Source organism: Nocardia sp. Tas62D01, from assembly GCF_055232035.1.
The window spans coordinates 2,308,502-2,321,415 of sequence record NZ_JBUYUZ010000001.1; the positions used below are offsets into that span (position 1 = coordinate 2,308,502).

The 12,914-nt window shown below is 67.0% G+C and carries 13 protein-coding genes; 6 read left to right on the forward strand and 7 right to left on the reverse strand.

What is annotated here, in order from left to right:
• The 5 genes from ACV7NQ_RS11360 to ACV7NQ_RS11380 form a co-directional block, all read right to left on the reverse strand.
• Nucleotides 1–531, reverse strand: coding sequence for a DUF501 domain-containing protein (locus ACV7NQ_RS11360; RefSeq protein ID WP_463359596.1), 531 nt, complete (start codon nt 529–531; stop codon nt 1–3).
• Nucleotides 528–1,172: an FtsB family cell division protein gene (locus ACV7NQ_RS11365; protein ID WP_463359597.1), complete on the reverse strand. Its 645-nt coding sequence runs from the start codon at nt 1,170–1,172 to the stop codon at nt 528–530. Before ACV7NQ_RS11365 ends, ACV7NQ_RS11360 begins: the two co-directional genes overlap by 4 nt.
• 16 nt (nt 1,173–1,188) lie before the next feature.
• Entirely contained in the window at nt 1,189–2,475 is a 1,287-nt protein-coding gene (gene eno, locus ACV7NQ_RS11370) for a phosphopyruvate hydratase (RefSeq protein ID WP_463359598.1), read from the reverse strand.
• A 129-nt stretch (nt 2,476–2,604) separates the two neighbouring features.
• Nucleotides 2,605–3,330 (reverse strand): lytic transglycosylase domain-containing protein, encoded by a 726-nt coding sequence (locus tag ACV7NQ_RS11375; RefSeq protein WP_463359599.1) that lies wholly within the window; start codon nt 3,328–3,330, stop codon nt 2,605–2,607.
• A 203-nt stretch (nt 3,331–3,533) separates the two neighbouring features.
• A complete protein-coding gene (locus ACV7NQ_RS11380; protein ID WP_463359600.1) occupies nt 3,534–4,016 on the reverse strand; it encodes a MarR family winged helix-turn-helix transcriptional regulator in 483 nt (160 codons plus the stop codon).
• Between the two features lie 73 nt (nt 4,017–4,089).
• Here ACV7NQ_RS11380 and ACV7NQ_RS11385 point away from each other — a divergent pair, with 73 nt between their 5' ends.
• The 6 genes from ACV7NQ_RS11385 to ACV7NQ_RS11410 all read left to right on the forward strand — a co-directional run bounded on the left by ACV7NQ_RS11385 (nt 4,090) and on the right by ACV7NQ_RS11410 (nt 11,194).
• On the forward strand, nt 4,090–4,458 hold the full coding sequence (locus ACV7NQ_RS11385; RefSeq protein WP_463359601.1) for an antibiotic biosynthesis monooxygenase family protein: 369 nt from the start codon (nt 4,090–4,092) through the stop codon (nt 4,456–4,458).
• Nucleotides 4,459–4,970: 512 nt separating this feature from the next.
• Nucleotides 4,971–6,152, forward strand: coding sequence for a TauD/TfdA family dioxygenase (locus tag ACV7NQ_RS11390; protein WP_463359602.1), 1,182 nt, complete (start codon nt 4,971–4,973; stop codon nt 6,150–6,152).
• Complete coding sequence (locus ACV7NQ_RS11395) at nt 6,124–7,134, forward strand: ornithine cyclodeaminase family protein (RefSeq protein ID WP_463359603.1); 1,011 nt, start codon at nt 6,124–6,126, stop codon at nt 7,132–7,134. The genes ACV7NQ_RS11390 and ACV7NQ_RS11395 overlap by 29 nt, the downstream gene beginning before the upstream one ends.
• Nucleotides 7,125–8,723, forward strand: a complete 1,599-nt coding sequence (locus tag ACV7NQ_RS11400; protein ID WP_463359604.1) for a type III PLP-dependent enzyme domain-containing protein — start codon at nt 7,125–7,127, stop codon at nt 8,721–8,723. Before ACV7NQ_RS11395 ends, ACV7NQ_RS11400 begins: the two co-directional genes overlap by 10 nt.
• A 39-nt stretch (nt 8,724–8,762) precedes the next feature.
• Nucleotides 8,763–9,797: a PLP-dependent cysteine synthase family protein gene (locus tag ACV7NQ_RS11405; protein ID WP_463359605.1), complete on the forward strand. Its 1,035-nt coding sequence runs from the start codon at nt 8,763–8,765 to the stop codon at nt 9,795–9,797.
• Nucleotides 9,794–11,194, forward strand: a complete 1,401-nt coding sequence (locus ACV7NQ_RS11410; protein ID WP_463359606.1) for an MATE family efflux transporter — start codon at nt 9,794–9,796, stop codon at nt 11,192–11,194. Before ACV7NQ_RS11405 ends, ACV7NQ_RS11410 begins: the two co-directional genes overlap by 4 nt.
• A 58-nt stretch (nt 11,195–11,252) precedes the next feature.
• On the opposite strand, the gene ACV7NQ_RS11415 is transcribed toward ACV7NQ_RS11410, so the two are convergent.
• Entirely contained in the window at nt 11,253–11,828 is a 576-nt protein-coding gene (locus ACV7NQ_RS11415) for a TerD family protein (RefSeq protein WP_463359607.1), read from the reverse strand.
• Nucleotides 11,829–11,903: 75 nt separating this feature from the next.
• Nucleotides 11,904–12,389 carry a hypothetical protein gene (locus tag ACV7NQ_RS11420; RefSeq protein WP_463359608.1) on the reverse strand — a complete coding sequence of 162 codons (486 nt, stop codon included), beginning with the start codon at nt 12,387–12,389 and terminating at the stop codon, nt 11,904–11,906.
• Nucleotides 12,390–12,914 lie beyond the last annotated feature (525 nt).

Here is a 12,914-nt window from a genome sequence, read left to right on the forward strand (position 1 = left end):
TCAGATCCCGTCCGCCGGAATTTCGGTCCGCTCGTAATTCGCCCAGTCGGCCGGAATTGCGGTGCCCCGCAAGCCGTGTTCGGCGGCCAGTGCCACCGATTCGTCGCCGAATGGATTGACCCCGGGGCCCTTCGCCAACGCGTGCGCGATCAATACGTGCAGGCATTTCACCCGCTCCGGCATACCGCCGCCGGTGAAATCGGTGCCGAGCGACTCGATTTCGTTGCGCTCGGCGAGGTAGCTCTCGTGTGCGGCGCGATAGGCCGCGGCCAATTCCGGGTCGACGGCCAGCCGTTCGGTCATCTCGCGCATCACGCCCGCCGATTCCTGCCTGCTCGCCTCGGCGGTCAGCCGCGGATCGGTCAGGTAGTAGAGGGTCGGGAACGGTGTGCCGTCGGGCAGCCGCGGCGCGGTCTTCACCACGGCAGGCAGACCATCAGGGGTGCGGTATGCGACGGCGAGCACACCGCGCGGCTCGCGGCCCAGTTGCTGCGCGATGATCTCGAGATCGCGCTCGGTCGGTGCGGTCACCTGGGTCCTTCTGGCGGGGGCGCTGGCGGCGGTGCGGTTTGCTCCGGGGCGACGGGCGGGGTCTGCGGTTGGGAGACGCTGCGCCACAGTTCGGTGTACCAGGGGTCGGGCGCCTTCGATTTGGGGGCCGCGGTCGGCGAGGCGGGCGCCTCGATGCCGGGCACCTGCACGATGTAGGGCGTCTCGCCGGGCATCACCAGTCGCAGCCGGTCCCTGGCCTCGGACCGAACGTAGGCCGGATCCTGTTGCTGCGCACGGCGATCCCGCAACTTGGCGAGATCGGCTTCGAACTCGGTGCGCTGCTGCGCGAGTTGCGCGGCCTCGGACCGTTGGGTGAAGTAGGTGCGCAGCGGCACGGCCAGGGTGAGCGCGAGCGCACACACCACGATGGCAAGGATTACCGCCTTGCCGGTGGGCAGGCCGAGGATGGTGCGCTCGTGCTTGTCCTCGTGCGCACCGCCACGCGGCTCGATCTGCTGTGGCCCGGCTTTCTTCTTGTCCGCCGAATCCGATCGCTTGCGCGGGGTGCGCGCGGCAGCGGGCCGGTGCGCGGTATCAGCAGGGCGGGGTCTGACGGCATGCGACGTGCGGCGGTTCCCGCGTCCCGCCGGACTGGTTCCACGCGCACGTCGCTCCGTCATACCAAACCCCTGTTGACTATCCCTCGAATGCGAACCGCGGGAATGCCACGTCACCGGCGTACCGTGCCGAGTCACCGAGCGCGTCCTCGATGCGCAGCAGCTGGTTGTACTTGGCCACCCGCTCGCTGCGCGCCGGTGCGCCGGTCTTGATCTGGCCGCTGCCGACCGCGACGGCAAGGTCGGCGATGGTGGTGTCCTCGGTCTCGCCGGACCGGTGGCTCATCATCGTCTTGTAGCCGTTGCGGTGCGCGAGTTCCACGGCATCCAAAGTCTCGGTGAGCGTGCCGATCTGGTTGACCTTTACCAGCAGCGCGTTGGCCGCGCCCTTGGCGATGCCCTCTTCCAGACGCTCCGGGTTTGTGACGAACAGGTCGTCGCCGACGATCTGGATCTTGTCGCCGATCTCATCGGTGAGCGCGACCCAGCCGTCCCAATCGTCCTCCGACAGCGGGTCCTCGATGGACACCAACGGGTAGGCGGTCAACAGTTCGGCGTAGAACTGGGTCATCTCGGCGGCGGAGCGCACGCTGCCCTCGAACTTGTAACCGCTGCCCGAGGTGTAGAACTCGGTGGCCGCGACATCGAGGGCAAGCGCCACGTCGATGCCCAGCTTCAGGCCGGTCTTCGCGATGGCGACGCTGATCAGGTCGAGCGCCTCCTTGGTGCCCGCCACCGAGGGCGCGAAACCGCCCTCATCACCGAGACCGGTCGACAGGCCCTTCGACTTCAGCACCGACTTCAGTGCGTGGTAGACCTCCGCGCCCCAGCGCAGCGACTCCTTGAACGTCGCGGCGCCGATCGGGGCGACCATGAATTCCTGCACGTCCACGCCGCTGTCGGCGTGTGCGCCACCGTTGAGGATGTTCATCATCGGCACCGGGAGGACGTGGGCGTTCGGGCCACCGAGGTAGCGGAACAGCTCCAGCCCCGAGGATTCGGCGGCGGCGCGGGCCACGGCGAGCGAGACACCGAGCAGCGCGTTGGCACCCAGGCGCGACTTGTCGGGGGTGCCATCCAGGTCGAGGAGCACCTGGTCGACGGTGCGCTGCTCGACGGCGTCCAAGCCGATGACGGCGGGCGCGATTTCGTCGAGCACACCCTCGACGGCCTTCTGCACGCCCTTGCCGCCGTAGCGGTCGCCGCCATCACGCAGTTCGACGGCTTCATGCTCGCCGGTAGAGGCACCCGAGGGCACCGCTGCCCGGGTCAGGGTACCGTCGTCGAGAGCGATCTCGACCTCGACAGTGGGGTTGCCGCGAGAATCCAGGATCTCGCGCGCTCCGACCTGTTCGATTGTGGCCACGAAACGACACTCCTTCGGCTGCTGGCACGGTGGGTAACACGGGAAGGCCGTGCGCCTGCGAGCCTAACGCCCCGCACCCGGTCTGCCACATCGCCCCGGTCGGCGCGCCCCCATCCCCCGCACAAAACCTCACACGTGGCGGCCGACGCTGTAGGCGGCGGCGCGATTGCGGACCGTCAGCAGGTAGGCGTTGGACTGGTTGTAGGTGAGCAGTGCGCGCTGCCAGCCACCCTCGGAGGTCAGGTCGCCGCCGCTGACGCAGAGGTAGCGGGCGGCGGTGAGGGCGGCGTCGTCGATGTTCTGCGGATCGATCACGCCGTCGCCGTTGGCGTCGACACCCCAGCGCTTCCAGGTTTCGGGGATGAATTGCAGTGGGCCGAGGGCCCTGTCGTAGACCGGGTCGCCATCGAGGGTGCCGCCGTCGGTGTCGCGGACGAGCGCGACGCCGTGCGAACCGTCCAGCGGGATACCGATGATGGGCGGGCGCACGGTGCCGTCCGCGTCCACCTCGGATCCGCTGTGCGTGCCGTGTTTGCTTTCCACGCTCGCGATCCCCGCGAGGGTAGTCCATGCGATGCCGCAGTCGGGCCGCGACCGCGTCATGACCGCCGCCGCGTACCCGTACGCCTCCAGAGCGACCGTTGGTATACCGAGCCGGTCGGCCTGCTCATCGGCCCAGCCCCGCAACTGCGCGGCCGTGCGACCCGGCGCGTCCAGATCGATGGCAGGCAACGGCGTCCCGGGCCCGGGCGGAATGCCCTCGGGAATCGGCGTCAGGTTGCGATCGGCCCCGCAACCGGCGAGCACGACGGCCACCATTGCGGCCGCCACGACGCCGATCATCTTCAGGAGCATCACTCCATCATCCAGATCCGGCGGAGTACTCCGCCGGATCTGCGTCAGGAGTCACGTTCGGTTCGAGTGGGCATCGCGAGCGGCCGATAGGCCGCGCCGCCGCGCGAGATCCGTAGAGCCCGGGCGACCCCAGAAGTAGCGGGAATGTAAGCGCAGTAACCGTATTCGGCCCACCCCCGCCAGATCCGGCCCGGTGGTGTCCGTCAGCTGGCTTGTTGACCCCGGCGTCCGTGGCGTCGGTGCAGTGCGGGGTGGACACCGGGGGGTAGTGCAGCGTGTGCGGCAATGCGGTGCAGCAGTGTGGCGAGTTGGTCGCGTTCGGCGTCGTCGAGTGGTTCCAACGTCGACGCTTCCAACGCGTCGGCCACGGCTTCGGCGGCGGGCAGGACGGCGCGCGCCCGATCGGTGAGGTGGAGGGCGTACGCGCGTCGGTCGACAGGGTGGCGGGTGCGCTGGACCAGGCCGCGGACCTCGAGGTCATCGATGAGGCCGACCATCGCGTTGCGATGGATGTTGAGCAGGTCGGCCAGCTCTTGTTGGCTGCGGCCGTCCGCGTCGCGAAGGTGGGACAGGATCCCGAAGTGGGCTGGATGTAGGTCGAGCGGAGTCAGGTCGTGTGCGAGCTGGTCCGCTATGTGATGTCCGATCTGGGAGAGCAGGAACACGCTGCGGTCGTCGAGTAGCACCGAGCCAGCTTAGCAATCAGGTCGATTAGTCATCATAAGTGACAATCATATGAAGGGCGGATAGAGTGGCTGTATGACTAGACCAGCGCAACACACGAAGGCTGGCGTCGACACGCCGGTGACTCTGATCAACGCGTTCTCGGTGCCGATGACCCAGGAGGCCCGGTTCCTGAGCCGATGGAAGGACAATGCGCGGTTCATGGCGACCGCGCAGGGGTTCATCCGGGCTCGGATGCTCCGAGCGGTGAGCGAGAAGGCCGCGCTGACCTATATCAACGTTGCGGAGTGGGAGAGTGGCACGGCGCTGGACGAGGCCCGACGAAACCCGGAGTGGCAGGCGTCGATTCAGCACATGAACGACGATCCAGAACTCGACGTCACCGCCCGTCCGATGCCTTACCAGACCGTAATCGACGTGTTCCCCGGCGACCCGCTGCCGTGATCGTCAGCTGCGGGCCGCGCCCGGACCTCCGGTGTTGTGACCGATTGCGGACGGCACGCCGGTTGTTGTGACAGTTCAGGCCCGGTCCCATTGACCGGGCCTTCGCTGTTTACAAACGCTTCGCCTTGTGGCCGGATCGGATTCGGAAGAGGCTCGACGTCGCATGCTCGACGAGTGGCTGCGTCTGCCGAACCCGATCGCAGGAGTTGCCGACGGTTCCACCCCATCGTGCTGCCTTCCTCGAATTGCCCGGGCGCGATCGCGAACCATAGCGATAAGGGCTAGGACAGGCTAGCCTAATGATGATCGCGGCTCACCGGGTTTCACCCAGCAAACGACGCCGCGATTCGGCTTCGACCTAGCGCGGGGACACATAGCCCCCACGATGCGGCTTCGCTATTCTTTTGCGACTCGCTTAGGTAAGCCTTGCTTAAGGCGCCGAGGGGCGCTAGCTTCGCAGTTCGAATCGTCACCGCCTGCTTTTCGACAAGATGCGAAGAAGGGAACTTCTGGTGAAAAGCGTTCTCGCCGAACGTAAGACGCCTCACCCGCAGGACATCGAACAACGCGAGCTATCCGCCGCCGCCGGTCGCGTGGTGCGCGAGCTCGCGATGGAGATATGCATCTCCCTCGATTCACGTAAAAGTGATGCAGAACATATTGCCCGCACGCTGACCGACCCCGCGCTCATCGAACAGATCGACGGCCGGATCGGTGAACTGCCTGACGACGTGCGGCTGGCCATGCGCCCGCCCGCCACCGCGGCGGGCGCCACCATTGTCAGCAAGCTGCCGCTGACCGACGCCGAATTCGGCCCGACCCCGCCGAGTTGGGGGGACGCAGCCGGCTGGAGTGGCGATCTGGCGCGACGTGCGAGCTCGTTCCAGCTCGACATCGTCATGCTGCTGCTGGCCAGGAGCGCGGGCGAACCATTCGGCTGGCACGGCCAACAGGGCGGACGGCTGGTCAATAACATCGTGCCGTCGCCCGGCCATGAGCATGAACAGTCCGGCGCGAGCAGCAGAACACTGCTCAGCCCGCACACCGAGGATGCCTTCCACCCGGACCGGGCCAACCTGCTGATGCTCGCGTGCCTGCGCAATCCGGATGGCGTCGGCACCACGGTCTCCTCGGTCCGCCACACCGATCTCACCGCGCAGCAGCGCAGGCTGCTCGGCACGCCGACACTGCCGATCCTGCCCGACGTGTCCTACGGTCGCGGCCACGAGCAGTACGCGCCGACGCCGCTGCCGACGCTGTGGAGCACCGAAACACCCGGTGGCACTGCGGATCTCACGCTCCGATATGACCCCGCCTACACCCCGCTCGACGACGCCGACCCCGATTTCCGCTGCGCCTATGCGCAGCTGACCGCGGAACTGGAACGAGTCTGCGTCACCGCTTCGCTCACCCCCGGCCAAATGCTGCTGGTGGACAATGACGTCGCGGTGCACGGTCGGGTACCGTTCACCGCGCGCTACGACGGCACCGACCGATGGCTCAAGCGGGTGAACATCCGCCTGCCCGAACGTCGGCGCCGCGGCGCCGAGGCCGACGAGAATGGCTATGGGCAACGGATCGTCGCCCCGTTCCGATCGGACCGCACCGCCCCGCTCGCGACCGTCGGAGCAGCAGTCACTCGAGCGGCAGGCCGGGATACAGCTGATGATCGAGGACCCGTTGAACACCCGTGACCGGCGCACACCGCTGCGCGTACTGAGCCGCAGCGATCTCGCCGACGTCCCCATTACGCCGGGCGATGTCGTGCGCGCCGTGGAAGAGGCGTATCTCGCGTTCGCCGCGGGAGATTCGGACAACCCGCGCAAGCTCAGCGTCGCGAATCCGGACGGCTGGTCGGTGGCCTACGCCATGCTCGGCCGTGACGGCCGCCGCCGGGTGGTGGCCATGAAGACCTCCTACAAATTCGATCCCGGCCACGACCGCAGCACCAAGCGCTATTACACGACCATCACGCTCTACGACGACAGCACCGGTGCGCCGATCGCCATGATGGACTGCGCCAGGGTCGGCGCGCTGCGGACACCCGCGGTCTCGGCGCTGCTGGTCCGCGAAACCGTGCGCCGCGGCGCCGAGAGCGTGCTGCTGATCGGGACCGGCACGCAGGGCCGAAACGCGCTGCCGCACTTGCTCGCCGCCAACCCTCAGCTGCGCAAGCTGATGCTCTACGGAACGCACCCGGAGGGGCTGGAGGCGGTGCACCGCCAGCTCGCCGATTACCACCCGCACGCCCTGCTGGAAACGGTCGAGGATCCCCGTGCGGCCGCGGGTGCTGCCGACGTGGTGCTGGCGACCGCCGGCCCCGGCACCGAGGTCGCCATCGAATCCGAGGATCTCGCACCGGGTTCGGTCGCGGTGCTCGTCGGATACGGACTCGCCCCCTCGACGCTGATCAACGCCGACCGCGTCATCGCGACCAGCGCCGAACAAATGGCGCTGACCGGTACCGATATGATCGGCCCCGACGGAAAGCTGCGCCAGGTAGACGCCGAGCTGCCGCAAATCCTCAGCCGCCGTGCCGTCGCCCGCCGCTCGGACGACGAACGCGTCTTCGTCTACAACAGCGGCCTGGTGCTCACCGACATCGCCGTCGCGCACGCGCTCGCCGAACGCGCCATCGCGGAGGGCCGCGGGACGGAGGTGCCGCTGTGGGACTAGGTCCGGGTGCAGCCCAGTTGGACACCGAGACAACGGGTCTCGATGACACCGTCGATCCTGATCACTCCACGCGCTCAGGTGCCTGCGCGCCGGAGCCGGGCTGCGGGGTGGCGCAATGGGCCGACACAACGGGCGCGGCGAGGATCGCGCCCGCGTCGGTCGGCGGCGATGGAGCTTTCGGCAAGGACTCGGCGCCGGAGAAGAGGGCCTACGTCCCGACGGGGGCAACGCCGAGCCGAAAGCAGCCGACGATCCTCGCCGCACCCATGTCCGCGCTCATCGACGAGTCGGAGTGCCGGGTGATGGACGATCCGAATCTGCTGGGCGATATCGCATTTGCGGTAGGCGGCCCGTTCCACCTCATGTATCCGCATCGGGTCGCGCGCAATATCCGTGGCTTCCGTGACGCGTTCGAGCGGGCCGGTGTGGACGGTGTCACCTTCTACGGCAAGAAGGCGAACAAAGCCGCGTGCGTCGCGCGGGCGTGTGCGGAAGCCGGTGCAGGCGTGGATGTTTCCAGCACCGCCGAGCTGATTGCCGCGCTGGCACAGGGTGTTCGGGGCGGCGAGCTGATGGTCACCGGCCCGGCCAAGTCCGATGACCTGCTGTGGCTTGCGATTCGGCACGGCGCACTGATCGCCATGGACGGCCTCGATGAACTCGACCGGCTGGCCGCGCTCGCGAGCCCATCCGCACCGGCCCGGGTACTGCTTCGGGTGCTGCCCGCCGCATCGACCAGTCGATTCGGGATGACCGGCGGGGAACTGGACCGGGCGATGCCGGTCATCGGCTCCTCCGGCACGGTCGGGCACGAGTCGATTCGGTTGGAGGGCTTCAGCTTCCACCTCTCGGGCTACGACGCCGTCACGCGAGCCGAGCAGGCAGACGAACTGATCGCGCGGTGCCAGGACGCGCGGACGCTCGGTCACCCGGCAACAACCATCTCGATTGGTGGCGGGTTCGGCGTCGACTATGTCACGGCGGACGCCTGGGCCGCGTTCACCGATGACACGAACAGCCAGTGGTTCCACGCGAGCAAATCCTTCGATTCGTACTACCCCTACCACTTCCCCGCTCCGGGCCCAGCCATGCTGACCGCCATCCTGCAGCACCGCGGATTGGCACAGCGGTTGCGCGACAACGCTATTCGTCTGGCGATCGAACCCGGCCGCGCGCTGCTCGACCGCGCCGGATCCACTGTCTTCCGCGTGCGGGGCAGCAAAACCCGGCACGCACACGGACAGCCCTACCGCCTGCTCACCGTCGACGGCAGCAGCCTGAGCCTGTCCGAGCAGTGGTTCGACAGCGAATACCTCCCCGACCCGATCCTGTGGCCACCGCGCCAAGACCGAGAACTCACACCGACCTGCGTAGGCGCCGCTACCTGTCTGGAATCCGACATGCTCAGCTGGCGGCGCGTGCCACTCCCTCGGCCCGCCGAGGTGGGCGATCTCTTGATCTACCCGAATACCGCTGGCTATCAAATGGATTCGAACGAGTCGGCCTTTCACGAACTGCCGATCCCGCCGAAAGTCGTGCTGCACGACGCACCAGGCGAACGGTTGCGCTGGACGCTCGACGCCGGATAACCGGCTCCCTTCCGACTAGACCCGAACGAGGAGACATCCATGCCGCTCGTCACGCGCGTGACGGATCTGATCGGTCGCACCCCGCTGTTCGAACTCGCGACCACCGCGACCGGCACCCGGCTGCTGCTCAAGCTCGAGCAGTTCAACCCGACGGGTGCGGCGAAGATCAGGATGGCGCGCGCGATGGTGCTCGATGCGGAGCGGCGGGGGTTGCTGGCCGGTGGCGGGCATATCATCGAATCCACATCCGGGAACACCGGGCTCGGCCTTGCGGTAGTTGCTGCCGAACGTGGGTACCGCTTCAGTGCCGTGGTCGATCATCACGCATGTAAGGACAAGCTGCGCGCGATGCGGGCAATGGGAGCGGAATTGGTATTCGTCGCCGACGAGGGCGACGACAACCTGGCCACCTCGGCACGAGAGGACCTCGCGGAGTCGCTGGCCGCGGGGTTGTCGGACGCGTATTTCACCGAACAGCATAATAACGATGCCAATGCGGTCGGCTATTACGCGGTGGCCGAGGAATTGCTCGAGGACGTGGAGCGGGTCGACATCCTGCTGTCCGCGGTGGGTACCGGCGGTTCGCTGTTCGGCACCGCGACCCGGCTACGTCAACTCGGCTGCACGCCGCGGGTCATCGGGGTGGAACCGGTCGGCTCGATCGCCTTCGGTGGACTCGGCGGCCCCTACTGGCAATCGGGCACGGGCACCCCGCCGGGTGCGACCATCGGCACTGCCGTCGACTATTCGCTGCTCGACGAGGGCGTGAAGGTCTCCGACGCGGCGGCCTTCGCCACCACCCGCGCCATCGCCGCCAAGCTGGGGCTGATGATCGGCGGCTCGGCGGGCGGCTCCGTGCACGCTGCACTGACCCGGCTCGAGGAATTCCCACCTGGTTCGACCGTGGTCACCATCGTCTGCGATGGCGGCGAGAAGTACCTGGACACCGTCTTCGACGACGACTGGATGAACGACCGCGACCTGCTCGACGCCGCCACCGAACGCGACGTGCTTGCGATGCTGGACCGCTACGCTGCCGCCGCCCGAAGTGATCAGCTCCTGGAGGCGCGATGAGCGATATGCCCCTGGCCGACAGTCGATGGCTGACCGTGCTTGCCACGCCGATCGCGTTGACGCAGTTGGCGCAGATCGCGGTGTCCACCACCAATATCGTGCTGATGGGCACGCTCGGCGTGCGCGAGGTCGCCGCGGGTGGTCTCGCGATCGTGTTGTTCAACCAGATCCGCACCATGTGCGTCGGGCTGATCACCGCGACCGGTAATCAGATCGCGAGTGCGGTGAGTTCGGCGGGCAAGCGCGGCGAATCCGCGGACGATGAAGTCCGCGCGGTAGTGCGGTCGAGCTTCCTGATCGCGACGATCGCCGGAATCCTCGGTGGCGCATTGCTGATCGGGCTCGGCTGGGCGATGCGCTGGCTGGGGCAGGATCCCGGGGTGCTCGCCGACGCACGGCCGCTGATGGTCGCGCTGGCGCCAGGGCTGTTGCCCTGCCTGTGGTTCCAGGTGCTGCGCCAGTACACCGTCGGGATGCAACGCCCGCAGGCGCTACTGCTGGTGACGCTCGGCTCGGTGGCGCTGAATCTCGTGCTGGCGCTTGCCTTCATCCACGGCTGGGCCGGACTGCCCGCACTCGGCCTCACCGGTATCGGCATCGCGACCTCGCTGGTTTTCCTGATCACCTTCGGCGTTTTCTGGGCGATGGTGCACCACGACGCCGAACTCGGTGCCACGCTGGCGGTTCGGCCGTGGCCGGTACACCGGGCGACCATCGGCTCCGAGCTGAAGCTCGGCATGCCGATCGCCCTCACCTACGGTTCGGAAGCTGGCATGTTCTCGGTGCTCGCCCTGGTGATGGGCAGCATCGGCCCGGCAGCGCTGGCCGCGCACAATGTCGTCTACCAGATCATCTACATCGTCTTCCAAGTCGCGATCGGCCTGTCGCACGGCGCCTCGATCCTGGTCAGCCATGCCGTCGCGCGCGATGAGTACAGTCACGCCCGCGCGCTGGCCTGGCTGGCACTGCGGCACGCGGCAGTGGTCGCCGCGATCACCGGGCTGGTCTACATCGTGGCCCCGACCGTGGTGTTGCGGCCGTTCCTCGAACCCGGCGACACCGCAACCATCGAACTGGCCCGCGATCTGCTGCTGATCGGCATCGTGCTCCAATTCTGCGACGCCGCACAGAACATCGGCACCGGCCTACTGCGCGGGCTGAATGAAACCAACGCGGGCTTCCGGCTCTCGCTGGTCGGCTACTGGCTGGTGGGTCTGCCCACCGCGCTGCTGCTCGCCTTCCCCCTCGGGCTCGGCGCCGCAGGCGTCTGGTGGGGACTGACCGCCGGCCTGGCCGCCACCGCCGTGCTCATGCTGCGCCGGTACTTCGCCCTGCTCGACACGAAGGCGCGCGCACATCCGCACCTGCTGCCCAAGAGGCTCGCCAGCCCCGGTTAGCGCACGAGAACGGCCAGGTCAGCGAAGGCGCTGTGCCCGGCCGTCGTCGCACATCACGTCAGATATTGACGCCGTAGTCGCGCGCGATCCCGGCCAGCCCGGAGGCGTAGCCCTGACCGACGGCGCGGAACTTCCACTCATTGCCATGCCGATACAGCTCCCCGAACACCATCGCGGTCTCGGTCGAGGCATCCTCGGTGAGGTCGTATCGAGCCAGTTCGGCGCCGGTGGTCTGGTCGATGACCCGGATGAACGCATTGCGGATCTGCCCGAAGGACTGGCCGCGTGCATCGGCGTCATGGATCGATACGGGAAAGAAGATGTTGGTGATCGTCGGCGGCGTCGCGGCCAGGTCGACATTGATCGTCTCGTCATCACCCTCGCCCTCGCCGGTGAGGTTGTCACCGGTGTGTTCTATGGTGCCCTCGGGCGAACGCAAGTTGTTGTAGAACACGAAATGCTGGTCTGACAGCACCTTCAGGCTCGGTCCGGTGGCGAGCGCGCTCGCATCGAGGTCGTAGTCGGCCCCGGTGGTGGTGCGTACGTCCCAGCCGAGTCCCACCGCTACCCTGGTGAGGTTCGGTGCCTGCTTCGACAGCGAAACATTTCCGCCTTTGGCCAATGTGACGCTCATGATTCCCTTCCGCTCGGCGCGTTCGCGCCGCCTTTCTCCACGATTATTACTCTGTGCCGGAGCTGGTGCTCCGGTTCAGTTCTGGTCCTCGGCCCATGTGCGCAGCGTTGTCACGCGCCCACGCAGCGCCTCCAGCTCACTCGGGTCGAGCACGGTCCGCTGGATGCCGTCGGCCACCGCGAACGCCGACTGTCGATGATCGTCGATCACCTCGACATCGATTCGGACGGCGACATACTCGAGCGCGTCGGGCATCTTTTCCGCGATTACCCGCGCGGTGCCGCGGGCACACAGCGCGACATTGCCGCCACCGAGGATCAGCAGTGCCACATCGGGCCGCTCGCGCAGCCGAGCGAGCGAACCACGATCGAACTTGAGGCTGATCATGATGCGCCGGTCACCGGCGCGAACGGGCCAGGACACCGGAATCGCGTGCGGCGCGGGATCGGTCGTGACCAATACCGCGATGGTTTCCTGGGGCCATTCCGGTAGCACATTCAGTACGGGATGATCGTCGGTCGAGTGGTCTTGACGTTGCGCAGGGCTCGCTCCGGCTGCCATCTTCGTCACCTCATGAATCAATACGCGCGACGGGTTTTGCCGCGCTGATAGCAGTCTAAGGTGCTGTGCCACTCGTCCGCTGGCGCTGCGACCTTTGTCCGAACTGCTCTCAGCTGAAGATCAGGCGCAGCAAGATGGGAGTCCGTCAACAGGCGGAGCCACTGTCTCGGAAGTCGCGCACATCGAGATCCTCGATCGAAGTCGAACATGTCGTACACCGAAGCGTCGTGGTTGGCGGCGAGCACGTCCGCGATGCTGTCGGCGGCAGCCTCCGCCGTGCCATCTCAGATCCGAACAGAATGACGACGCACACCGGTATCGCCCCTCTCGAGATAATATGGTGAGGCTATCCTCACTGAAAAACTGGCCGTTTACCTGCCAGAGGCGGCGTAATGGCATGGACAGGCAGTGCGTCCGGATTGACGGCACGTCGTCGCCGATGCATCATTTTCTAGCAACGCCCTGTTCATCTGGGCTTCTTCCTGTTTCTTCGCCGGCCGATGATTGTCCGGCCAAGCGTGCTGC